The organism is Lysobacter sp. A289 (assembly GCF_054072675.1).
Window position 1 is genome coordinate 1,837,663 of sequence record NZ_JBSVRN010000001.1, and the last position, 23,124, is coordinate 1,860,786.

24 protein-coding genes are annotated in these 23,124 nt (G+C 65.3%); 15 read left to right on the top strand and 9 right to left on the bottom strand.

Annotation, left to right across the window (positions count from 1 at the left end):
- The first annotated feature begins 182 nt into the window (after positions 1-182).
- Positions 183-1,787, top strand: a complete 1,605-nt coding sequence (gene ahpF, locus ACW5DN_RS08530) for an alkyl hydroperoxide reductase subunit F (RefSeq protein ID WP_456962271.1) — start codon at positions 183-185, stop codon at positions 1,785-1,787.
- A 69-nt stretch (positions 1,788-1,856) separates the two neighbouring features.
- Positions 1,857-2,783, top strand: a complete 927-nt coding sequence (locus ACW5DN_RS08535) for a LysR substrate-binding domain-containing protein (RefSeq protein WP_456962272.1) — start codon at positions 1,857-1,859, stop codon at positions 2,781-2,783.
- 17 nt (positions 2,784-2,800) lie between these two features.
- On the opposite strand, the gene ACW5DN_RS08540 is transcribed toward ACW5DN_RS08535, so the two are convergent.
- Complete coding sequence (locus tag ACW5DN_RS08540) at positions 2,801-3,076, bottom strand: putative signal transducing protein (RefSeq protein ID WP_456962273.1); 276 nt, start codon at positions 3,074-3,076, stop codon at positions 2,801-2,803.
- A 151-nt stretch (positions 3,077-3,227) separates the two neighbouring features.
- Here ACW5DN_RS08540 and ACW5DN_RS08545 point away from each other — a divergent pair, with 151 nt between their 5' ends.
- Genes ACW5DN_RS08545 through rlmM form a run of 4 tightly spaced genes read left to right on the top strand, consistent with a single transcriptional unit; the run spans position 3,228 to position 7,041 of the window.
- Complete coding sequence (locus tag ACW5DN_RS08545) at positions 3,228-4,976, top strand: glutamine--tRNA ligase/YqeY domain fusion protein (protein WP_456962274.1); 1,749 nt, start codon at positions 3,228-3,230, stop codon at positions 4,974-4,976.
- 56 nt (positions 4,977-5,032) lie between these two features.
- Positions 5,033-5,380, top strand: a complete 348-nt coding sequence (locus ACW5DN_RS08550; protein WP_456963002.1) for a hypothetical protein — start codon at positions 5,033-5,035, stop codon at positions 5,378-5,380.
- A 13-nt stretch (positions 5,381-5,393) separates the two neighbouring features.
- The gene (locus tag ACW5DN_RS08555) at positions 5,394-5,969 is read left to right on the top strand and encodes a nucleoside deaminase (RefSeq protein ID WP_456962275.1); all 576 of its coding nucleotides are present in this window, start codon (positions 5,394-5,396) and stop codon (positions 5,967-5,969) included.
- Between the two features lies 1 nt (position 5,970).
- On the top strand, positions 5,971-7,041 hold the full coding sequence (gene rlmM / locus ACW5DN_RS08560; RefSeq protein WP_456962276.1) for a 23S rRNA (cytidine(2498)-2'-O)-methyltransferase RlmM: 1,071 nt from the start codon (positions 5,971-5,973) through the stop codon (positions 7,039-7,041).
- 15 nt (positions 7,042-7,056) lie between these two features.
- On the opposite strand, the gene ACW5DN_RS08565 is transcribed toward rlmM, so the two are convergent.
- The gene (locus ACW5DN_RS08565) at positions 7,057-8,256 is read right to left on the bottom strand and encodes an FAD-dependent oxidoreductase (protein ID WP_456962277.1); all 1,200 of its coding nucleotides are present in this window, start codon (positions 8,254-8,256) and stop codon (positions 7,057-7,059) included.
- Positions 8,253-9,554, bottom strand: coding sequence for a 2-octaprenyl-6-methoxyphenyl hydroxylase (gene ubiH / locus ACW5DN_RS08570; protein WP_456962278.1), 1,302 nt, complete (start codon positions 9,552-9,554; stop codon positions 8,253-8,255). Before ubiH ends, ACW5DN_RS08565 begins: the two co-directional genes overlap by 4 nt.
- Before the next feature lie 42 nt (positions 9,555-9,596).
- Here ubiH and ACW5DN_RS08575 point away from each other — a divergent pair, with 42 nt between their 5' ends.
- The 9 genes from ACW5DN_RS08575 to ACW5DN_RS08615 all read left to right on the top strand — a co-directional run bounded on the left by ACW5DN_RS08575 (position 9,597) and on the right by ACW5DN_RS08615 (position 18,706).
- A complete protein-coding gene (locus tag ACW5DN_RS08575) occupies positions 9,597-10,175 on the top strand; it encodes a DUF6580 family putative transport protein (protein WP_456962279.1) in 579 nt (192 codons plus the stop codon).
- Between the two features lie 9 nt (positions 10,176-10,184).
- Positions 10,185-10,739 (top strand): cob(I)yrinic acid a,c-diamide adenosyltransferase, encoded by a 555-nt coding sequence (locus ACW5DN_RS08580; RefSeq protein WP_456962280.1) that lies wholly within the window; start codon positions 10,185-10,187, stop codon positions 10,737-10,739.
- Between the two features lie 31 nt (positions 10,740-10,770).
- Entirely contained in the window at positions 10,771-11,694 is a 924-nt protein-coding gene (locus ACW5DN_RS08585; RefSeq protein WP_456963003.1) for a histone deacetylase family protein, read from the top strand.
- A gap of 147 nt (positions 11,695-11,841) precedes the next feature.
- Positions 11,842-14,202 (top strand): LPS assembly protein LptD, encoded by a 2,361-nt coding sequence (gene lptD / locus ACW5DN_RS08590; protein WP_456962281.1) that lies wholly within the window; start codon positions 11,842-11,844, stop codon positions 14,200-14,202.
- Positions 14,199-15,551, top strand: a complete 1,353-nt coding sequence (locus ACW5DN_RS08595) for a peptidylprolyl isomerase (protein ID WP_456962282.1) — start codon at positions 14,199-14,201, stop codon at positions 15,549-15,551. Before lptD ends, ACW5DN_RS08595 begins: the two co-directional genes overlap by 4 nt.
- 1 nt (position 15,552) lies before the next feature.
- Positions 15,553-16,539 (top strand): 4-hydroxythreonine-4-phosphate dehydrogenase PdxA, encoded by a 987-nt coding sequence (pdxA, locus tag ACW5DN_RS08600; RefSeq protein ID WP_456962283.1) that lies wholly within the window; start codon positions 15,553-15,555, stop codon positions 16,537-16,539.
- Positions 16,536-17,402, top strand: coding sequence for a 16S rRNA (adenine(1518)-N(6)/adenine(1519)-N(6))-dimethyltransferase RsmA (rsmA, locus tag ACW5DN_RS08605; protein WP_456962284.1), 867 nt, complete (start codon positions 16,536-16,538; stop codon positions 17,400-17,402). Before pdxA ends, rsmA begins: the two co-directional genes overlap by 4 nt.
- A gap of 46 nt (positions 17,403-17,448) precedes the next feature.
- Positions 17,449-17,832 carry a Co2+/Mg2+ efflux protein ApaG gene (gene apaG, locus ACW5DN_RS08610; protein ID WP_456962285.1) on the top strand — a complete coding sequence of 128 codons (384 nt, stop codon included), beginning with the start codon at positions 17,449-17,451 and terminating at the stop codon, positions 17,830-17,832.
- 13 nt (positions 17,833-17,845) lie between these two features.
- Complete coding sequence (locus ACW5DN_RS08615) at positions 17,846-18,706, top strand: symmetrical bis(5'-nucleosyl)-tetraphosphatase (protein WP_456962286.1); 861 nt, start codon at positions 17,846-17,848, stop codon at positions 18,704-18,706.
- Between the two features lie 30 nt (positions 18,707-18,736).
- Here ACW5DN_RS08615 and ACW5DN_RS08620 read toward each other — a convergent pair whose 3' ends face one another.
- From ACW5DN_RS08620 to ACW5DN_RS08645, 6 genes are read right to left on the bottom strand one after another with little or no spacing between them, the layout of a single operon-like run.
- On the bottom strand, positions 18,737-19,240 hold the full coding sequence (locus tag ACW5DN_RS08620) for a dihydrofolate reductase (protein ID WP_456963004.1): 504 nt from the start codon (positions 19,238-19,240) through the stop codon (positions 18,737-18,739).
- Positions 19,240-20,034, bottom strand: a complete 795-nt coding sequence (locus tag ACW5DN_RS08625; protein WP_456962287.1) for a thymidylate synthase — start codon at positions 20,032-20,034, stop codon at positions 19,240-19,242. The genes ACW5DN_RS08620 and ACW5DN_RS08625 overlap by 1 nt, the downstream gene beginning before the upstream one ends.
- 1 nt (position 20,035) lies before the next feature.
- Entirely contained in the window at positions 20,036-20,908 is an 873-nt protein-coding gene (gene lgt / locus ACW5DN_RS08630) for a prolipoprotein diacylglyceryl transferase (protein ID WP_456962288.1), read from the bottom strand.
- 52 nt (positions 20,909-20,960) lie between these two features.
- Positions 20,961-21,452 carry a TPM domain-containing protein gene (locus tag ACW5DN_RS08635; RefSeq protein ID WP_456963005.1) on the bottom strand — a complete coding sequence of 164 codons (492 nt, stop codon included), beginning with the start codon at positions 21,450-21,452 and terminating at the stop codon, positions 20,961-20,963.
- 10 nt (positions 21,453-21,462) lie between these two features.
- Entirely contained in the window at positions 21,463-22,437 is a 975-nt protein-coding gene (locus ACW5DN_RS08640; RefSeq protein ID WP_456962289.1) for a TPM domain-containing protein, read from the bottom strand.
- Entirely contained in the window at positions 22,430-23,074 is a 645-nt protein-coding gene (locus ACW5DN_RS08645; RefSeq protein ID WP_456962290.1) for a LemA family protein, read from the bottom strand. Before ACW5DN_RS08645 ends, ACW5DN_RS08640 begins: the two co-directional genes overlap by 8 nt.
- Positions 23,075-23,124 lie beyond the last annotated feature (50 nt).

Genomic DNA, 23,124 nt, shown 5'->3' on the forward strand with positions numbered 1-23,124 from the left:
AGTCGCCCGGCCCTCCGCCGCGTCGATCCGGCCCACCGGAATCCGCACCCTGCTTACCCGGTTGCTTGCATCAGCGGCCTGGGACGTTGCCGGAACACTCTCCCCCGGCTCCCTCCCCCTCGCCCCAGGCCGCTTCTGCAAGCACCCGAGCCACCATTTTTCGCCTTCATGGAGCCATTACCATGCTTGACAACAACCTCAAGGCCCAATTGAAGGGCTATCTCGAGAAGCTGATCCAGCCGATCGAGCTGGTCGCCTCGCTCGACGATGGCGACAAGTCGCAGGAGCTCGACACCCTGCTCAACGACATCGCCGCGCTGTCCGACAAGATCAGCCTGCGCCGCGACGATTCGCAGCCGCGCAAGCCGTCGTTCACGATCAACCGCATCGGTACCGACGTCAGCGTCGGCTTTGCCGCGATCCCGATGGGCCACGAGTTCACCTCGCTGGTGCTGGCGCTGCTGTGGGTTGGCGGCCATCCGGCGAAGATCTCCGAGGAAGAAGCCAACCAGATCCGCGACCTGGAAGGCGAGTACCGCTTCGAGACCTTCATGTCGCTGTCGTGCCAGAGCTGCCCGGACACGGTGCAGGCGCTGAACCTGATGAGCGTGCTGAACCCCAACATCCACCACGTCGCGATCGACGGCGCGCTGTTCCAGGACGAGGTCGAGGTGCGCGAGATCATGTCGGTGCCGACCGTGCTGCTCAACGGTGAAGCCTTCGACACCGGCCGAATGACGGTCGAGCAGATCGTCGCCCGGCTGGACACCGGTGCCGGGCAACGCGCAGCCGAGGAGATCAAGACCAAGGCGCCGTTCGAGGTACTGGTGATCGGCGGCGGTCCGGCCGGCGCGGCGGCAGCGGTCTATGCCGCGCGCAAGGGCATCCGCACCGGCGTGGCGGCCGAGCGTTTTGGCGGCCAGGTACTGGACACGATGGCGATCGAGAACTTCATCTCGGTCACCTACACCGAAGGCCCCAAGCTGGCCACTGCGCTGGAGCAGCACGTAAGGGAATACGACGTCGACATCATGAACCTGCAGCGCGCGACCAAGCTGATCCCGGCGAGCGAACCCGGCGGCCTGGTGGAGGTGCAACTGGCCAACGGCGCGTCGCTGAAATCACGCAGCGTGGTCTTGTCCACCGGCGCGCGGTGGCGGCAGATGGGCGTGCCCGGCGAGGAGGAATATCGCAACAAGGGCGTCGCCTATTGCCCGCATTGCGATGGCCCGCTGTACAAGGGCAAGGACGTGGCGGTGATCGGCGGCGGCAACTCCGGCGTCGAGGCCGCGATCGACCTGGCCGGCATCGTCAAGCACGTCACCCTGGTCGAGTTCGACAGCCAGTTGCGTGCCGACGAAGTCCTGCAACGCAAGCTGCGCAGCCTGCCCAACGTGACCATCATCGTCAGCGCCTTGAGCACCGAGGTGTTGGGCGACGGCAAGAAGGTCACGACACTGGTCTACAAGGATCGCGTGAGCGAGCAAGTCCACCAGGTCGACCTGGACGGCATCTTCGTGCAGATCGGACTGCTGCCCAACACCGACTGGCTGAAGGGCGACCTGGAACTGTCCCCTCGCGGCGAAATCGTCATCGACGAGCGCGGCGGCACCTCGATGCCGGGCGTGTTCGCCGCCGGCGACGCGACCACGGTGCCGTACAAGCAGATCGTGATCGCGATGGGGGCGGGCTCCACGGCTGCCCTGAGCGCGTTCGATCATCTGATCCGGACGCCGGCCCCGGCAACCGCCCACTCCGTGCCGCAGCCAGAAGCCGCGGTCGTCTGATCTGACCCACGCGTCGCGTCGCACCGGCTCTGCCAAGCCGGCGCGACGCGGCGTGATCGAGGCACCGCCATGAACCTGCGCGATCTAAAATACCTGGTGGCACTGGCCGAGCACCGGCACTTCGGTCGCGCGGCGGCGGCCAGCTTCGTCAGCCAGCCCACCCTGTCCACCCAGATCAGGAAACTGGAGGAGGAACTGGGAGTGGTGCTGTTCGAGCGCGCACCCCGCAAGGTGATGCTGACCCCGATCGGCCGCGAGATCGTCGAGCGCGCACGCACGGCGCTGGCCAATGTCGAACAGATGACCCAGATCGCCCGTCGCAGCCAGGACCCGGAGGCCGGCAGTATCCGCCTGGGCATGTTCCCGACCCTCGGCCCCTACCTGCTGCCGCACGTGCTACCGCCACTGCGCGAGCATTTCCCCCGGCTCGAATTGCTGTTGGTGGAGGAGAAAACCGACGCCCTGCTCGCACGCCTGCACGAAGGGCGACTGGACGCGGCCCTGCTCGCGCTGCCGGTCCACGACGAGCAGTTGCATGTGCAACCGCTGTTTGATGAACCTTTCCTGCTGGCGGTGCCCCGCGCACATCCGTTGGCAGCGCGAAAATCGCTGGCGATCAGCGACCTTGACCATGTCCCGCTGCTGTTGCTGGAAGAAGGCCATTGCCTGCGCGACCAGGCGCTGGATGTCTGCCGGATGGCCGGCGCCGGGGAGCGTGACGGCTTTCGTGCGACCAGTCTGGAGACCTTGCGACAGATGGTGGCCGCCGGGGTCGGCCTGACGTTGCTGCCGGTACTGGCGACCCAGCCGCCGGTGCCGCCGTCTCCGGATATCGCGCTACTGCCCTTCAGGGGTGAAGCGCCGCACCGCCGCATCGCGATGGTATGGCGCAAGACCTCCGCAATGGGCCCGCTGCTGGAACAGGTCGCACAAGGCTTGCGCCGATTGCCAGCCGCGCTGCTGGAAGCGCCGAAGCCTGGCCCAGCGCTCGGCTGAACACGCGGCAGCCGCTTTCATCCCACCGCGGGTGCGGCGCCTGCCTGCCAATGGTCCTGATCCGATTCGCCCAGCGCGACTGGTGCGCCCAGACCGACCGTTTCCACCACCTCGCGCGCCGTCCGCCAGGCCGCTTCCGGCACACAGACCTGAACCAGGCCGAACATCGGAAGCTCGCCCATGCCGCCCAGCAAGGCTTCGCCCTTGATGAACACCGGAATCTCCGCCGCTTCCAGCGCGTGACGGATCAGATGGGCGTCAATGATCCCGGCGGCTTCATATACGACCCTCATCGGTGCGCTCCACAATAGGCGTGATGTAATAGGCGTGATGCCATTGCAGCCGAGCATACCGCGCACCACGACAATGCCGTGACAACAACGGGAACCGTGCCGTGACACCGGCTAGACTTGTCGCTTCCCCTTCGTCTCCCCGATGCGCCGCATGTCTGAGTCCACGTCCCCCACCATTGATCCGGGTACACCCGTCAAGCAGGACTTCGTCCGCCAGATCGTCCGCGACGACATCGCCAGCGACAAGCACACGGCGATCAAGACCCGCTTCCCACCCGAGCCCAACGGCTACCTGCACATTGGCCATGCCAAGGCGATCTGCCTGGATTTCGGCATCGCCGATGAATTCGGCGGTGTGTGCAACCTGCGCCTGGACGACACCAACCCGACGCGCGAAGACCTCGAGTACGTCGCCGCGATCCAGGAAGACGTGCAATGGCTGGGCTTCCAGTGGAATGAACTGCGCCACTCATCCGACTATTTCGAGGTGTATTACCTGGCGGCGGAAAAGCTGGTCGCCCAGGGCGATGCCTTTGTCTGCGACCTCAGCGCCGACCAGATACGCGAGTACCGCGGCAGCCTGACCGAGCCCGGAAGGCCATCGCCGTTCCGCGACCGCAGCATCGACGAGAACCTCGACCTGTTCCGCCGCATGCGTGCCGGGGAGTTCCCCGACGGCGCGCGCACCCTGCGGGCGAAGATCGACATGGCCAGCGGCAACATCAACCTGCGTGACCCGGCGATCTACCGGATCAAGCACGTGCCGCACCAGAACACCGGCAACGCGTGGTGCATCTACCCGATGTACGACTACGCCCATGCACTGGGTGATGCAATCGAGGGCATCACCCATTCGTTGTGCACGCTGGAATTCGAAGACCACCGCCCCCTGTATGACTGGTGCGTGGATCAGGTCGACCTGGCCGGCCACCCCAACCTGCTGAAGCCGCTGACCTCCAACGGCCTGCCGCTGGAGGCCGCAAAGCCACGCCAAATCGAGTTCTCGCGCCTCAACATCAACTACACCGTGATGAGCAAGCGCAAGCTGATGGCGCTGGTGCAGTCCGGGCTGGTCGATGGCTGGGACGACCCGCGCATGCCCACCTTGCTGGGACTGCGCCGCCGTGGCTACACGCCCTCGTCTGTGCGCCTGTTCGTCGACCGGCTGGGTGTCAGCAAGCAGAACTCGATGATCGATTTCTCGGTACTGGAAGGCTGCCTGCGCGAGGACCTGGATGCCACTGCGGCCCGTCGGATGGCGGTACTGGATCCGTTGAAGCTGATCATCGACAACCTGCCCGACGACCATGCCGAGTCGCTCACCTTCCCCAACCACCCCAAGGATGAAGGCTTCGGTTCGCGTCAGGTGCCATTCTCGAACGCGTTGTGGATCGAGCGAGAAGATTTCGCCGAAGTGCCTCCCAAGGGATTCAAACGCCTGGTCACGGGTGGTGAAGTGCGCTTGCGCGGTGCCGGTATCGTGCGTTGCACCGATGTGGTGCGCGATGAGCAGGGACAGGTGATCGAAGTGCATGCCACCCTCGACCCCGAATCCCGGCCCGGCATGGAAGGCGCGAACCGCAAGATCAAGGGCACCATCCACTGGGTCTGTGCCCGCAACGCGATCGCCACGGAAATCCGCCTGTACGACCGCCTGTTCGTGGTGCCCAACCCGGACAACGACGATGACGGCAAGACCTACCAGGATCACCTGAACCCCGACTCGTGCCGCACCGTGATCGGGCAGGTGGAGCCCTCGGTGGTCCTGGCGGCGCCGGAGCAGGCCTTCCAGTTCGAGCGCGTGGGCTACTTTGTTGCCGATCGCCGCGATCATGCGCCCGGCAAGCCGGTGTTCAACCGCAGTGTCACCTTGCGCGACATCTGGGCCAACAAGGTTTGAACCACGGACTGCCAGCAAGACAGAGCAAGCGCGTCCCGGGATTTTTCGTGCCCTGGATGCTGATGCTGTTGATGCTGGTCGGCTGCAGCACGCCATCCACGGCCGACGGCGAGCCGCCTTCGTCGACGCCACCCACCAGCGGTGTCGGGCGGATCGTCGCCAGCAACCCGGTCCAGATCGACCGCAGCTGCCAGAGCGATGCCGATTGCACGGTAAAGGACGTCGGCAACTGCTGTGGCTACTACCCTGCATGCGTCAACCTCGACAGCCCGACCGACCCCGCCGCCGTGCAGGCACAATGCGCGAGCAGCGGTATGGCTTCGGTCTGCGGGTTCCCGGCGATCAGCAGTTGCCAATGCGTGAACAACCGGTGCCAGGGCAGTAACCGGGCCCGGTTGAAATAATGGAGACCTGCCGATGCTGTACGCACAAATCCACCTGACCTTGCCGGTCTGGGTCCACGGGGCGATCGATACCGCCGCCGCCTACACCGGTGACGACGCCAAGGTCGCGCTGGCAATCGACCTGTCCCGACGCAACATCGACGCCCGCAGCGGCGGTCCGTTTGGTGCGGTGGTGTTCGACCGCGAAGACCGCATCCTCGCCATCGGGGTCAACCGGGTGGTCCCCCAGGCTTGTTCGCTGGCACATGCTGAAACCATGGCTTACATGCTGGCCCAGCAACGCACCCAACGCAGCCGTCTCAACGAGGTGGAACCCGGGGTCAGCGCCGGTCCAATCACCCTGGCGACGTCCGCGCAACCCTGCTGCCAGTGCTATGGGGCGACGATCTGGGCCGGCATCGACCGGTTGCTGATCGGCGCACGCAGCGAGGACGTTGAGGAGCTGACCGAGTTCGACGAAGGCCCGTTGCCCAGCGACTGGGTGGGTGAGCTGGAGCGACGCGGCATCGCGGTCGTGCGCGACCTGCATCGAACTGCCGCACGCGAAGTACTGGCCAGCTATGCGCAACTCGGCGGGGTCGGGTACTGACATGGCCGACGCACTTTTTTGCTGGTGCCGCGCCGGATTCGAACCGGAACTGGCTGCCGAGCTCACCGAGCGTGCCGGCTTTGCCGGTGTATCGGGTTATGCACGCGCCGAACGCGGCAACGGCTATGTCGAGTTCATTACCGCCGACGCGCTGGCGCTTTCGCGTGCGGTGCCATTGGAACAACTGGTCTTCGCCCGCCAGAAGCTGCTGCGATTGGCCGACTTGCGCGCGCTGGATCCCACCGACCGGATCAGCCCGCTGCTCGCTGCGCTGGCAGAGCTGCCCAATGCGAATCAGGGCCAACCCCGATTTGGGGACTTGTGGGTCGAGCATCCCGATTCGGATGCCGGCAAGCCGCTGGCCGGGCTGGCCCGCAGCTTCGGCAACGCTCTGCGCCCGGCACTGCGCAAGGCCGGTTGGCTCAGCGCGAAGGAGGACCTGCGCCGGCCACGGCTGCACGTGGTCTTCCTGGGTGGCCACCACCTTGTCCTGGCCACAAGCACCCCGGCGGACAGTTCGCCATGGCCGCTGGGAATCCCGCGGCTGCGGATGCACGCCGACGCCCCGAGCCGATCCGCACTCAAGCTGGAAGAGGCGCTGCTGACGCTGCTGGACGACAACGAACGCAAGGGGTTGCTACGCGACAACATGCAGGCCGTCGACCTAGGCGCGGCGCCGGGCGGTTGGAGCTGGGTGATGGTGCGCCACGGCATGCTGGTCACCGCGGTCGACAACGGCCCGATGCGCGAGCAATTGCTGGAAAGCGGCCGGGTCGAACACATACGCGCCGACGGGTTCCAGTGGCAACCGCGACGCCCGGTCGACTGGATGGTCTGCGACATGGTCGAACAACCGCGCCGGGTCGCCGACCGCATGGCGACCTGGTTTCGCGAAGGCTGGTGCAAGTACGCGGTGTTCAACCTGAAGCTGCCGATGAAGAAGCGCTGGGAGGAAACCCGGATCTGCCTGGAAGCCTTCGAGCACCAGACCCACCGGCCGATGGTCATCCGTGCCCGCCAGTTGTTTCACGACCGTGAAGAAATCACCGTACTGGCGATGCCCAAGCGCTGATACAGACAACCACCATCAGTCCCGCAGCCCGGCCGCGTGACGCCACAGTGCCCGGGTCAGCGGCGGCATGCGCCCGGCCAGGCCGAGCAAGTGCCCGCGCAACAGCGTGGGCGCGAGCGAGTCGTTGGAAAACACCCGGTTGATCATCTCGAAACCATAAGCGGAAATCGTGTTTTCGCTTCGGCGCTGGCGGTTCCAGCGTTGCAGGCGACTGCCCGCCCCGGGGTCGCCATCGCCCACAGTCATCCCGGCCAGCATCGCATCCAGGCCGGCAACATCACGCAACCCCAGGTTCACGCCCTGCCCGGCCAACGGGTGAACCGCGTGCGCGGCGTCGCCCACCAGCACCATGCGTCCGGCCAACTGGGTGGCGGCCAGTTGCCGGCGCAGTGGAAACGCCGCCCGCTTCGACACCGCCAGCAGCCCTCCGAGCGGCCCGTCGAACGCCCGCCCAAGTTCGGCCAGGAACGTCTTGTCATCGACCGCCAACAGTCGTGCCGCCTCGCTTTCCGGCAGGCTCCAGACGATCGAGCTGCGCGGCTTGCCATCATCGGTGTCGCTGAATGGCAGGAACGCCAGCGGCCCGCCCGGCAGGAACCGTTGCCAGCAAGTCGCTTGATGCGCACGCTCATGCTGGATGAAACCCACCAACCCGCGCTGGTGGTAGTCGTGCCGCGGGGCATCGATCCCGGCCAGTGCGCGCAGCTGTGAATCGGCACCGTCGGCGGCGACCAGCAAGCGTGCGCGCAGGCGACCGCCCGATGCCAAGCCGAGATTCACGCTGTCTGCGTCCTGCTCCAGTGACGTGACCTGCTCGGGGCAAAGCAGCTGCACCCCGGCCCCCGGCAAGGCGCTCCAGAGTCGGTCAACCAGCAATCCGTTCTCGACAATCCAGCCCAGCTCACGCCGCGCCAGTTGGTCGGCATCAAATACCAGCGGCGCGCCGCCAGCCGCGTCCCAGACACGCATCTCGCGGTAGGGCTGGATGCGGGCGCTGGTGATCGCATTCCATACGCCCAGCCGATCCAGCAAACCCGCGTTGTCGGGCGCGAAGGCAAACACCCGCAGATCTGGTGCATCGCGTCGCCATGGGGCCGGCTGGCGGTTTTCCACCAATGCCACGCGCAACCCGCGCAGGGCGAGCGCCAACGCCGCGGCGGAGCCGACCACGCCGGCACCCACCACCACCGCATCGAGTATCCCGCGCCGACTCATGCGTCATCCACCCGGCGACGTGACAACGCGGGCACGTCACCGCGGTAGCCCAACGCGCCGGCCACGAGGCTCGCCTGCAAGGACGGCAGTTGATCGATCGCCAGCAGTCCGAGGCTGCGAAGCGGCCGCAGCAGTGGCGATGGGTTCGTCGTGATCCGTGTCAGTCCGTCGGAAAACTCAAGCGTCCGCCGGCGATCCTGCGCACGCCGCTGCGCATGGGAGGCCAGCAGGCTGGCGGCGCCGCAATCGGCCATCGGGTCCGCACGGCGCGCGGTTTCAACAAGTTCGGCAAGCATCAGCGCATCACGCAATCCCAGATTGAAGCCCTGCGCACCCAGGGGATGGATGGTCTGCGCCGCGTTACCCACCAACAACGCGCGGTGGGCGTGGGTGCGGTCGGCCAGCACCCGGACGGCCGGGTAAGCCACCCGCGGGCCACACGCCAGGAAACGTCCGGCCCGCCAGCCAAACGCCGCCTGCACTCGCGCCAGGAACGCGGCCTCGTCCAGCGCCGCGACCGCCTCCGCATCGTCGCGTGCAACCGCGTGCACCAATCCGTAATGACGATCACCACGCGGCAGCAAGGCGGTCGGACCGGATGCACCCAGACGTTCATAGGCGGTGCCGTCGGGCGCTCGTTCGGGCCGCATCCGGGTAACGAACAGGGTCTGCTGGTAGTCATGCACCTTGGTGCCGATACCCAGGCTCTCGCGCACCGCACTGCGCGTGCCATCCGCACCGACCAGCAATTGCGCGCGCAACATCTGCTCACCGCTGTCGTCGGTAATCCGGACCACACGAAACCCTTCCTCGTCCGGTTCCAGCGCCTGGAAACGCGCCGGACGATAGCGGGTCAACCCGGACAGTCCGGACAGCCGTGCTTCCAGCGCCTGGCCAAAATCGCGTGCGACCACCACCCGGCCAAATTCGCTGCGGCCATGGTCGCAGGCACGCAGCAGACTGCGTCCGAAATCCCCGCGACGGCTGACATGGATCCGTTCGATCGCCCCGCCCGGCGCACGCAGCTCCTGCATCACTCCCAGCGCCGTCAGCGCATTCACGGTCGCTTCGGCGAAGCTGAGGTTGCGCTCATCGAAAACGCTCGACTGCGCGGCTGTCGACGGTGCTGCCGGCGCCACGGCCTCCACCAGGCCCACGTCGACCCCCACCTGTTCCAGCGCGATTGCCAGGCTGGAGCCCACCAGGCCACCGCCAATGATCAACACATCATGCGACGCCGCAGGAAGCACGCAAGCCTCTTCGGGCAGGGTTTCGACGGATCGGGAACTGGCAGCCATTGCGCTATGCTAACGGCTCCGTCGTCCCGCACCCAGATCACGATGAAACCTTCCCAATCCCCTGCTTCCCTGCTCGCCGTCGGCCCATTGGTGCTGGTCGGCCTGATCCTGCTCGCCGCGCTCACCCGGGTGTTGCCACATCCACCGAACTTCTCGCCGGTCACTGCAATCGCATTGTTTGGCGGCGCCTATTTCGCCAGCCGCAGTTGGGCGTTGCTGGTGCCGTTGATTGGCCTGTTCCTGTCGGATCTGGTGCTGGCGTCGCTCAATGGCGGCTTGTATGCGAGTTGGTTCAACGGCATCGGCATCTGGCTGGTTTACGGCTGCATCGTATTGACCGCAGCGATGGGCTTTGGGCTGCGCGGCAAGGTTCGCGGCGGCACCGTGCTGGGTTACTCGCTGGCGGGCTCGGTACTGTTCTTCGTGATCACCAATTTCGGCGCGTTCCTGGCCGATCCGATGTATCCCAAGACGGTGGCCGGACTGACTGCTGCCTATGCCGCCGGCATCCCGTTCTTCCAGTGGTCGGTGCTGGGTACGTTGTTCTACTCGGCAATCCTGTTCGGCGGTTTCGCGCTGCTGCGCTCGCGCCTTCCCGCGCTGCACGCACAGACGGTCTGATTGGCGACCGTGGGCAATCGTCTCTCCAGGATCTACACCAGAACCGGTGACGATGGCTCCACCGGACTGGGTGACGGCAGCCGGGTGGCCAAGGACTCGGCGCGGGTCAATGCCTACGGCACCATCGACGAAGCCAACTCGGCCATTGGAGTAGTCCTCGCCAGTGACGTCCCCGACAATATCCGGACCTTGCTGCTGGCAATCCAGCACCAGCTATTCGACCTGGGCGGTGAGCTGTGCATTCCTGGCCACGCGGCGATCACCGATGCCGACGTGGACCGCCTGGAACAACATTTGGATCAGTTCAACCAGGACCTGCCCGCCTTGAAAGAGTTCATTCTTCCCGGCGGTGGCGAGGCCTCGGCACGGTGCCACGTCGCCCGCACCGTGGTGCGTCGCGCCGAGCGCGCCACCATCACGCTGTCACGCGACGAGAGCGTCCGGCCCGAAGCGGTGCGCTACCTGAACCGGCTGTCGGACCTGTTGTTCGTCCTGTGTCGCGTCCTGGCCCGCGCCAGTGGCCACGGTGAAGTCACATGGCAGCACGAGCGTCGCAAGACCTGAGCCGATGGCCGCGGTCGTGAATGCAGCCGGCCTGCGCCTGTATACCCACCAAGCCTGTCTCAGGCACCTGCCGGGCGCCGACATTCCCGAGAACCCCGCTCGCCTGCAGGCCGTCATCGAAGCGATCAGCGGCGCTTGGCCGGGCCTGCCGTGGCACCAAGCACCCGCTGCCACCCGCAGCCAACTGCTCCGCGTCCACCATCCCGGCCTGCTGCGCCAAGTGCTCGATACCGTGGTCCTGCCGGATGCTGCACCCGTCGCTCTCGACCAGGACACGCTGCTCGGCGCCGGCTCGGCGCAAGCGGCGTTGCATGCCGCCGGGGCAGGTATCGCGGCGGTTGATGCGTTGATGTCCGGACAGACCAGCCGTGCATTTTGTGCTGTCCGCCCTCCCGGACACCACGCCACCGACCGGGTTGCGATGGGCTTCTGCCTGTTCAACAACGTTGCCGTTGCCGCAGCTCACGCATGCGAACAGTACGGTTTGCGGCGGGTGGCGGTGATCGATTTTGACGTCCATCACGGCAACGGTACCCAGGCGATCTTCCAGGCCGATGAGCGCGTGATGTACGTCTCCTCCCACCAGTCCTCGCTGTATCCGCATACGGGGCTGGCCAGTGAACGCGGCATCGGCAACATACTCAACTGGCCGTTGCCGGAAGCGGCCGATGGCGATGTGTTCCGCGCAGCATGGCGGGAGCACCTGTTGCCCGCCGTCGCTGGTTTCAGGCCCCAGATGGTGTTCATATCGGCCGGTTTCGACGCTCATTGGCGCGACCCGCTGGCCGGCCTTCGCCTGCAGGCCGACGACTTTGGTTGGCTGACCGGGCAGTTGCGCGAGATTGCCGACCGCCACGCCGACGGCCGTCTGGTATCCACCCTGGAGGGCGGTTACGACCTGGAAGCATTACGACAATGCAGCCTGGCCCACGTCGGCGCCCTGCTGGAGCACTGAACCATAACGGCCGTTGACGTATCCCTAATGCGACTTTCCGAGAAGCGGTCAAACATGAATGCTGCAGCATCCCCGCCGACACCCTCGTTGCCGCGATCCCGTCGATGCGGCAAGCTAACTGCCGTTTCAGGATTCCCGGATCGCTACGTGCGCAACACTCTCCGTTTGCTGCCATTGTCGTTGTGCATCGCACTGGCGTTGCCCGCCCATGCGGCGGATGACGCCGTGAACTGGCGGCTGTGCCCGATCGAGGACGCCGTGCCGGCGTTCATCGAGGCACCGCCTTCGGCTCCCGTCGACGGTGAGCGCGTCGACCAGCCGACCAATATCGCCGGTGACGCGCTCAGCGCCACTGAAAGCAACCTTTCGGTCTTCCAGGGCAATGTGGAGCTCAATCGCGGCGACCAGTTCCTGGGCACCGACAAGCTGTCCTACAACAGCGATGACGGCACCTACGTGGCCGAGGGCAGCGTGCGTTATCAGGATTCCGGGATGCGCATCGTGGCCGAACGGGCCCACGGCGACCAGGAGGCCGACACCCACACCATCGAGGACCTGCGGTACCAGTTGATCGAGCAGCGCGGCAATGGCGGCGCGGAACGGATCAGGATGCAGGGAGACCAGGGCTCCTTGATGAGCTCGACCTACTCCACTTGCGCCCCATCGCAGCGCGGCTGGGAGCTGCGCGCCCGCCAGATTGACTTTGACACCGCCGAGGGCATAGGCGTGGCTCACAACGCCACGGTGCGGATTGGCAGCGTGCCGGTGCTGTACGTGCCATGGCTGATGTTCCCGATCGACGACCGCCGCCGCACCGGCCTGCTGTATCCGTCGGTCAGGGTGTCCGGTCGCAATGGCTTCGACTGGCGCCAGCCGATCTACCTCAACCTGGCACCCAATTACGACGCCACCTTGATGCCGCGGCTGATGACCAATCGAGGCATCCAGCTGGGCGGCGAGTTCCGCTGGCTGTATGAGGGAGGACGCGGCGAGCTTTCCGGAGAATGGCTGCCCAAGGACAAGCTCCCTGGCGATGAACCCGGGCGTTACCTCAACGACGAACAAGGGCGACCGATCGCCGGGGCAACGCTGCCGGAAGACGACCGCGGCCAGTTCAAGTTCGACGCGGTGCACGCGCTGGGTGGTGGATGGCGTGCCCAGGCCAACCTGGGCTGGGTCAGTGATACCCATTACCTGGAAGACTCCAGCAACACCCTGTACGGCCAGTCGACCTGGCAGATCCGCAGCCAGGTCGGCGTGTTCGGCCGCGGCCAGCACTGGGACGCCGGCCTGATGGCCGACCACAACCAGCTTGCCGATTACACCCTGACCGAACGCAACCTGCGCTATGACCGGCTGCCCCGCGCCTATCTGAATTGGGCGCAACCGTTTGCCCGCTGGTTCGAAGTCGGCGTCAATGCCGAAGCGGTCCACTTTCGCCACGAGGTCCGCAACGAGGGCAGCCGGCTCGACCTTAAACCCTTCGTCAGCATGCCGTTGCAAGGCGCCGCGTGGTTCGTCACCCCCAAGCTGGCCTGGCGTTATACCGCCTACCAGCTCGACGACGCCCTCGCGGCGGCCAATGGCGGTGACGACGCGCCGACGCGCAGCTTGCCGATCGCGTCGGTCGATGCCGGCTTGTTCTTCGACCGGGAGGTCAGCTTCGGCAACGAGTCCTACCTGCACACCCTGGAGCCGCGGCTCTACTACCTGAATGTCCCCTACCGGGACCAGAGCGGTCTGCCGCGTTTCGACACCAATCCGATGACGTTCAGTTGGGGACAACTGTTCCGCGACAACCGCTATACCGGCCCGGACCGGCAGATCGACGCCAACCAGCTGACGACGGCCGTCACCAGCCGCCTGATCAGCCAGGACGACGGACGCGAGCGTTTGTCGGTCAGCCTGGGGCAGATCCAGTATTTCGACGACAGTCGCGTGGTGGTACCCGGTGAAGACCTCGTCGAGCGCGGCAAGTCGGCCTGGGTCGCCGATGTCGGGCTCTACGCCACCGACCGCTGGAGCATCAATGCCGCCTATCAATGGGATCCGAAGTACCGCCGCGAGGATCTTGCCAGCATCCGCACCCGCTACCTGATCGGCGATGTCGGTGTGGTCAACCTGGGCTACCGATACCGGCGCGACCTCACCGAGCAGGTGGATTTCTCGTTCCTGTATCCGGTCAACCAGAACTGGAGCCTGGTCGGCCGCTACTACTACTCGCTGGAAGACGACAAGTTGCTCGAATCCATCGCCGGCGTGCAGTGGGAAAGTTGCTGCATGGCCGTGCGCCTGATCGCCCGACGCTACGTCCGCGAGCGCAACGGCGACCTGGATGATTCCCTGCGTCTGGAGTTCGAGCTCAAGGGCCTGGGCTCGGCCGGCCAGAAGACCGAGGATATATTGAGCCGTGCTATCCTCGGCTATGATCGTGACGATCTTTATCTGGTGCCGCCATCTTCTCTGGATGGTGACGATTACGACAACTCCCTCGATCCGATCCCATGATGAAATTATTCGCCTGCCTCCTCGCCAGCGCGCTCCTTGTGGCACCCGTCCAGGCACAACAACTTGAGCCGATCGACAGCATCGCCGTAGTGGTTGATGAAGATGTCATCCTGCAAAGCGAGCTGGATCGGGCGCTGGCCAATATCCGCAACCAGTACGCCGGCCGGACCGACCAGTTGCCTCCGGACGACGTGCTTGAACGCCAGGTCGCCGAGCGGCTGGTTCTGCTCAAGCTGCAGGTCGCCCGGGCCAAGAGCACCGGCGTGCGCGTGACCGACCAGGAGGTCGACCAGACTATCGGGGCGATCGCTGCGCAAAATCAGTCCAGCGTCGACCAACTGGCGGCCCAACTGGCCAGCGATGGTACGTCGCTATCCCAGTTCCGCGACTCCATCCACGACGAATTGCTGGTCCAGCGCTTGCGCCAGCGCCTTGCGCAAAGCCAGGTGTCGGTCAGTGACGCCGAGGTCGATGCCGCCATGGCGGCGCAGCAGGTCACAGGCGATCAATACCACCTGGCCCACATCCTGGTGGCATTGCCCGAGGGAGCCACCCCGGAGCAAATCAGTACCGGGCAGGGCAAAATTGAAGGCATCAAGAGCGTCATTGAACGCGGTGACATGAATTTCGCCGCGGCGGCGGTCCGCTATTCCGACAGCCCCAACGCCCTGGAAGGCGGTGACCTGGGCTGGCGTGCGGCCAATGAAATCCCGGCCGCGTTCACGGACATGGTCAACCGTCTTTCCCCCGGCCAGATCACCGATCCGATCCGCGGTCCCAGCGGGTTCCAGCTGTTGCAGTTGGTGGGCGTGCGCGCCGCATCCGCTTCCGATCCGGCGATGGCCACGCAGTACAATGCCAGTCACATCCTGATCCGCGTCGACCCCACCGCCACCGATACCCAGGCCAAGGCCGAAGCCGATACCCTGCACGCCCGCATTGTCGGCGGCGCCGATTTTGCCCAACTGGCGCGGGAGCACTCTGAAGATCCAAGCTCCAAGAATCGCGGGGGCGACCTGGGGTGGTTTACCCAGGACCAGTTTGGCCCCGATTTCGGCAGCCAGGTGGCCGTCTTGGCCGACGGCGGCGTGTCTGCACCATTTCGCACCGCGGCCGGCTGGCACATCGTCAAGCGCGCGGGTGTCCGGCAGGCCGATATTGGCGAGCAGTCCGAGCGCGCCCAGGTCCGCGAGACCATCGGTCAGCGCAAACTTGAAGACGAATGGAACCGGTTCCTGCGCGAAATGCGTGGCGAGGCGTTCGTCGACTTCCGCTCCGGTGCCGCCGCGGCCGTGCAAGCCGCCGAGCAGGAGAGCGCGGCTGCCGTGAGTCCCGCCGACGGCGACTGAGATGCCCTCGATCCGGCTTGCGCTGGTTCCAGGCGAGCCGGCCGGCGTCGGGCCCGAACTGTGCGTGCGCCTGGTGCAGCAGTCGCGGGATTATCGACTGACCGCATTCGGCGATGGCCCCACGTTGCAGGCCGCCGCCGCCGCACTCGGGCTGCCCCTACGGCTGGTCACGCCAGACCAGGCCAGCGGGGCGGCGGGAGAGCTGGCATTGGTCGACATTCCCAATGCCGTACGCGTCGCGTTCGGCCACCCCGACCCACGCAACGCCGACGCCGTGATCAATGCACTACGGCGTGCCGCTGACGGCTGCCTGCAAGGTGTATTCGATGGCGTGGTGACCGGACCGGTGCACAAGGCGGTGATCAACCAGGGCGGCATCTCTTACAACGGCACCACGGAACTGTTGGCCCAACAGGCCGGCTGCGAGGTAGTGATGATGCTGGCCAACCCGGTCATGCGGGTCGCGCTCGCCACCACCCACCTGCCGCTGCATGCCGTCAGCGAATCGATCACCATCGAATCACTGACCCGCACCCTGCGGATCGTGCATGCGGCGATGATGGCGGATTTCGGTATTGCCGCCCCGGTCATCGCGGTATTGGGGCTCAACCCGCATGCGGGCGAAGCCGGCCACATGGGGCATGAGGAGATCGACGTCATCGAACCGGTACTGACAACGCTGCGCGCCGAAGGCATGAACCTGATCGGCCCGCTACCTGCCGATACCGCATTCCTGCCGGACAAACTGCGCCGGTTCGATGCGGTGCTGGCGATGTATCACGACCAGGGCTTGCCGGTACTCAAGTTCAGTGGTTTCGAGCAGGCGGTGAACCTGACCCTTGGCCTGCCCTACCCCCGCGTGGCCGTCGACCACGGCACCGCCCTCGATCTGGCCGGCAAGGGTATTGCCGATCCATCCAGCCTGCTCGCCGCAGCGCATCATTGCGCCCAGCTCGCCAGGGCCCGCAAGCACCGGTTGACAGCATGACGACCCCCCACACGCCGTCTGGCGAACACCACTACGCGTCTTCCGGTGGCTTCTCGGCCAAGGCAAAGAAACACCTGGGCCAGAACTTCCTGCATGACCGCACGATCATCGACAAGATCGTGCAGGCGGTTAATCCCAAACCGGGTGACCGGCTGGTCGAGATTGGTCCCGGTCAGGGCGCCATCACGTTCCCGCTGCTGCAACGTCATGGCGAACTGACCGTGATCGAGTTCGACCGCGACCTGATTGTCCCGCTGACGGCCGCGGCGCGGGCCCATGGCGAGTTGACGGTCATCAACCGCGACGTGCTCCAGGTCGACTTCAGCGAGCTTGCCGCCGACATTGCCGATGCATCGACCCAGCGGCCCGCAGGCGACCGTCAACTGCGATTGGTGGGCAACCTGCCGTACAACCTGTCATCGCCGATCCTGTTCCATGCCCTCGACCACGCCCAGTCGATCCGGGACATGGTGTTCATGCTGCAAAAGGAAGTGGTAGACCGCATGGCCGCCGGCCCTGGCAGCAAGATCTACGGCCGGCTGAGCGTGATGCTCCAGGCCTACTGCACGGTGACACCGCTGTTCCCGGTGCCGCCGGGCGCATTCCGGCCCGCGCCAAAAATCGACTCCGCCGTCGTGCGGCTGGTGCCGCATGCCGCCGGCAGCATCGACATCCGGGATCGGAAGCTGTTTGCCCACGTCGTTCGCGATGCCTTCGGGCAACGCCGCAAGACTTTGCGCAACGCGTTGTCCCGGCTATGCGACGCCACCGCACTGGAGTCTGCCGGGATCAGTCCGCAGGCACGCGCCGAGCAGATCGACGTCGCTGATTTCATCCGCCTCGCCAACTCGCTCGTCCGCTGACGACAACCGCCTCCCGCTCCAGCCGGCCACGACTTACACTGTCAGTATGGAACACCGCACCGATTACGCATTCGACATCCAGGTCGCCACCCGTTATCTCGACGACCAGTCCGAGCCCGAGCAGGATCGCTTTGTCTTTGCTTACACCATCCAGATCCGCAACAGCGGCGCCGTGCCGGCACAGCTGATTTCGCGCCGCTGGCTGATCACCGATGCCAACAACAAGGTGCAGCAGGTTGAGGGCGAAGGCGTGGTCGGGGAGCAGCCGTGGCTGCGGCCAGGCGAAGGCTTCGAGTACACCTCCGGGGCCGTACTGGAGACCGACCTGGGGACGATGGAGGGCAGTTACGCGATGGTCGCCGATGATGGCACGCACTTCGACGTCCCCGTGCCTGTCTTTACGCTGACTGTGCCGCGCACCCTGCACTGATGGCGGGCCTGGCATGAGTGTTTGGGCAATCGGTGATCTGCAGGGCTGTTACGACATCACCCAGCGACTGCTGGAAAAAATCGCCTTCGATCCGGCCCGCGACCGCTTGTGGTTCTGCGGCGACCTGGTCAATCGCGGTGGCCAATCTCTGGAAACGCTGCGCCTGGTGCACTCCCTGCGCGACAACGTGCAGGTGGTATTGGGCAACCATGACCTGTCATTGCTGGCGGTCGGCGAGCGTCGCGAGGAGGATCAGCGCCGAGTCAATCCCGACCTCCAGCGTGTCGTCTTCGCCCACGACCGCGATACCTTGCTGGATTGGCTGCGCAGGCAGGAAATGGTTCACGTCGACCGCGAACTGGGCTGGATGATGGTGCATGCCGGTCTGGCTCCCAAATGGACCACCCAACTGGCCGAGAAACACGGCCGTGAAATCGAAGCGCTGCTGCGGGGCGACCAGTACCCGCGGTTGCTGAAGAACATGTACGGCGACGGGCCGGTCTGGAACCCGCGGCTGGCCGGAATCGACCGCCAGCGCGCGATCATCAACCTGCTTACGCGAATGCGTTATTGCTCGCCACGTGGCCGGATTTCATTCGACGACAAGGGGGTCCCTGGCACCCAGCCACCGGGACTCTACCCCTGGTACGCGGTACCCGGCCGCGTCGAGCGTGACCTGAAGATCGTTTGCGGTCATTGGTCGGCACTGGAGCTGTTTATCGGCCACGGCGTGCACGCGATCGACACCGGCGCGGTATGGGGCGGCAAGCTCACCGCAATACAGCTTGATACCGACCAGTTGCGCGTCGTCCAGGTACCCGGCCGGGATGTACCGGCCAATCCGCCAAAGCCGCGGCAGCGTCCGCGGCGCTAAGCGCGAACCGCCAGCCGCCAGCCGCCACGCCTATGGGCCGGATCGGCGATAGTCGACAAATTCGAAACCGTACGCATGTTTGGGGTCGGCCGGGTGGCGCTCGCGGCTAGTGACCTGCCATTGCAGTGGGTCAAACGCCGGGAAAAAAGCATCGGCATCCGCGACCACCGTATCCACATGGGTCAGGTGCATTCGCGCTGCCGCTGCCATGCACAGGGCATAGATCTCACCCCCGCCGATCACCCACAGCTCGCTGCCAGCCTCCCCGGAAACCAGGTCGATTGCCGCGTCGAGCGATGCGACCGGTTGCATGCCGTCAAACGGCGCCAGGCCCGACCGGGTCAACACCAGGTTGGTTCGGCCCGGCAATGCACGTCCCAGCGACTGGGCGGTCTTACGTCCCATTAGTACCGGCTTGCCCAGCGTCAGCGCCTTGAAACGCCTGAGGTCATCGGACAGGCGCCACGGCATGTCGTTGCCACGACCGATCGCGCGGTGCCGATCCAGTGCCGCAATCAGCACCAGTTCGACGATCACACCGCCACCGGTGCCTTGATCGCCGGCAACGGGTCGTACCCCTGTATCTCGATATCGGCATAGGTGAAGCCGGAGATATCCTGCACCTGCGGATTCAGCTGCAGCCGGGGCAGCGCGAGCGGTTCGCGCGACAACTGCTCGCGTGCCTGCTGATAGTGGTTGGAATACAGGTGGGCATCACCCAGGGTATGCACGAAGTCGCCGACCTCCAGCCCGCACACCTGCGCCACCATATGCGTCAGCAGCGCGTAGCTGGCGATGTTGAACGGCACACCCAGGAAGATGTCGCCACTGCGCTGGTACAGCTGGCAGCTGAGCTTGCCGTCCACGACATAGAACTGGAACAGTGTATGGCACGGCATCAACGCCATTTCCGGCAGGTCTGCGACATTCCATGACGAGACGATCAAGCGGCGCGAATCGGGGTTGCGCTTGATCTCATTCACCACCCATTCGATCTGGTCGATCTCCTTGCCGTCCGCCCCCGCCCAGCGACGCCACTGCTTGCCATAGATCGGGCCAAGCTCGCCGTCCGGATCCGCCCATTCGTCCCAGATCCTGACCTTGTTGTCGCGCAGGTAGGCGATATTGGTCTGTCCCTGCAGGAACCACAGCAACTCGTGCACGATCGAGCGCAAATGCAGCTGCTTGGTAGTGACCAGCGGGAACCCCCTGGCCAGGTCAAAGCGCATCTGCCAACCAAATACGCTGCGGGTGCCGGTGCCGGTGCGATCGGATTTTTCGGTGCCGTGCTCTAGCACGTGACCCAGCAGCTCCAGGTATTGGCGCATGTCAGGCCTCCGGAAGTGGCTGTGGCTGCACCGTCGGTGAGCGACGTGAACGCCACAGCCAGAACAGGCCCAGGGCAATCAACGGCACGCTCAACAGCTGGCCCATGGTCAGCCAGCCGAACGCCAGGTAGCCCAGTTGCACGTCGGGTACCCGCACGAATTCGACCAGGAACCGGAAGCTGCCGTACAGCACCAGGAACAGTCCGGACACGGCATAGCGTGGCCGCGGCTTGCGCGAGAACCACCACACGATGCAGAACGTCACCAAACCCTCCAGCACGGTCTGGTACAGCTGCGAGGGATGGCGGGCGAACTGGTCCAGGGCCCCACTGGCAAACTGCGCCTGCAGTTGCTCGCTGCTCCAGCCGGCAAACTCCGGCGCACGCGGGAACAACACGCCCCAGCCACCATCGGTGACCTTGCCCCACAACTCGCCGCCAATGTAGTTGCCCAGCCGGCCCAGTCCCAGTCCCGCCGGCACCAGGGGCACGACAAAGTCGGCCACATCGAAGAAATGCAGGCCCTGCTTGCGCGACCACCAGTACCCGGCCGCGGCAACGCCGAGCAAGCCGCCATGGAAGCTCATCCCGCCTTCCCAGATGCGCAGCAGCATCAACGGGTCATCCAGCAGGTCGCTGAACCCGTAAAACAGGACGTAGCCGATGCGCCCGCCCAGCACCACCCCGAGCATGCCGTAAAACAGCAGGTCGCCAAACGCCTGCTCGTTGACCCCCGGCAATCGGCCGGCGCGGATGCGGCGCAAGCCCAACCACCAGGCGAGGCCAAACCCCAGCAGGTACATGATGCCGTACCAGTGAACCTGCAGCGGCCCGAGGCTGAAAGCGATTGGATTGATCTGGTGCAGGATGATCATGAAGCGTGTGGTTCCCGGTCGATGACAGTCAATCTATTGTGCCCGCTCAGTCTCAGTCCAGCACGTGGGGTCGGTTCGGCAGCTCGTCGCGATCCTCATCTTCCGGATCGCGCGCAAAATGCCCGGCCACCAGTACCGATATCGCCTCGATGCCGCGCACGATGGCGGTTTCGGGTTCACCGGCCTTGAGGTGCTCCTCGATCAACTCGCAGACACCCCGCCATTGCTCCGGGGCAACGCGGCCGTCGAAGCCGCGATCAGCGACCAGTTCGATGCGATGGTCCGCCAGCAACAGGTACAGCAACACGCCATTGTTGCCTTGCGTATCCCATACGCCGAGTTGCGCAAACACTTCCTGCGCCCGGTCGCGCGCCGACTGTCCCGCCAAGACCGCGCGGATCGACAGTCCCGACTCGACCGCAAAACATATCTCTGCACTATGGTGCTGCTCGCTGTCGGCGACCGCAGCGGTGATGCGTTGCAAGCGCTCGGCCGGAAACAACCGCCGCGTGGAAGGTGCAAACAGGTGCCTGAGCATTCGCATCAGCATGTCGTCACCAGCTGCCCGAGGCGCCGCCGCCTCCGCTCATGCCACCACCACCACCCCAGCCTCCGCCGCCGCCGAAACCGCCTCCGCCGCCAAGGCCTCCGCCGCCCCACCCGCCACCACCGATCCCACCGAATCCACCAATGCCGTGGTGTCGCGCAAATCGCCCACCGCCACCGCTGCCCAGTCCAAACAGCAGGCCGATGACCGCCCCGATGCCGCCCACCAGCAGCAACGACGACAGCAACCAGGCAACACCACCGGCAGCGGCCGCCACCAATCCGCCGCGCACTGGACGGGATGCACCGCTGAATACCCCTCGTGCGACCTGGGCGGCAATGAAGGCCGCGAACACCGCAAACAGCCAACCACCACCACCGTCATCGCGACGAGACGGCGTGTCGGCCATGGGTGCCGGCAATGGTTCGCCGTCGATCAGCTTGGTCAGCGCGCCCGTAGCGGCGACGATCCCACCGGCGTAATCGCCCTCGCGGAACCGTGGCACCAGGTATTCCTGGATCACCCGCATCGAGGTCGCATCGGGAATCGCGCCCTCAAGGCCGTAGCCGACCTCGATCCGGACCCGGCGGTCATCCCGGGCAACCACCAGCAGCACGCCGTCATCGACTTTCTCGCGGCCGAGCTGCCACTGGTCATAGGCACGCACCGCATATTGCGCAATGTCTTCCGGCATTGTGGTGGGCACCATCAACACCTGCAACTGGCTGCCCTTGCGTTGTTGCAACGCCAGTGCCTGGGCCACCAGCTGCTGGCGGGTGGCCGCATCGAGGGTGTCGGTGGTATCCACCACGGGCGAATCCAGCGCCGGAATTGGTGCGAGGTCCTGCGCCGACAGCAAGCCCGATACCAGCAGCAGTACGATCACCAGCCAGGGCCGCAACACCCCGGCCAGGCCATGCGACAAACGTGGAGTGACGACTGCCGTAACCGCGACGATGGCGATGGCGCTATCGTCAGCCATTCGCCGGCGCAGGCTCCGGCTGTACAGGCTCCGATTGGGTCGGCGCGGTCGCAGGAGTGGCGCCCGGCTGGCTGAAATCAACCGTCGGCGGCTGTCGAATCTGCGCCTCGTTGTCCACCGAGAAGTTCGGCTTGGTGTCGTACCCGAACACCATCGCCGTGAGGTTGGTCGGGAACTGGCGGATGAAGGTGTTGTAGTCCTGCACCGACTCGATGTAACGCTGGCGCTCGACCGTGATCCGGTTCTCGGTGCCCTCCAACTGCGCCTGCAATTGCAGGAAGTTCTGGTCGGCCTTCAACTGCGGATAGTTCTCGCTGACCATCAACAACCGGCCGATCGCACTTTGCAACTGTCCCTGCGCCTGCTGGAACTGCTCCAGTGACGCCGCATCGCCGGCATCGACATTGATGCTGCCAACCCGCGAGCGCGCTTCGGTGACTTCGGTCAGCACCCGTTGCTCATGGGACGCATAGCCCTGCACCGTAGCCACCAGGTTGGGCACCAGGTCGGCCCGACGCTTGTACACGTTCAGGACTTGTGACCAGGCGGCGGAAACGGCTTCATCCTTCTGCTGGATGGTGTTGTAACCGCAACCACTGAGCAGCATTGCAGCCGCCAGCACAAGCACGATTCGCATGGCACGACTCCTTTCCCGATGATGGTCGGCATTGCACCACCGCCGACCGC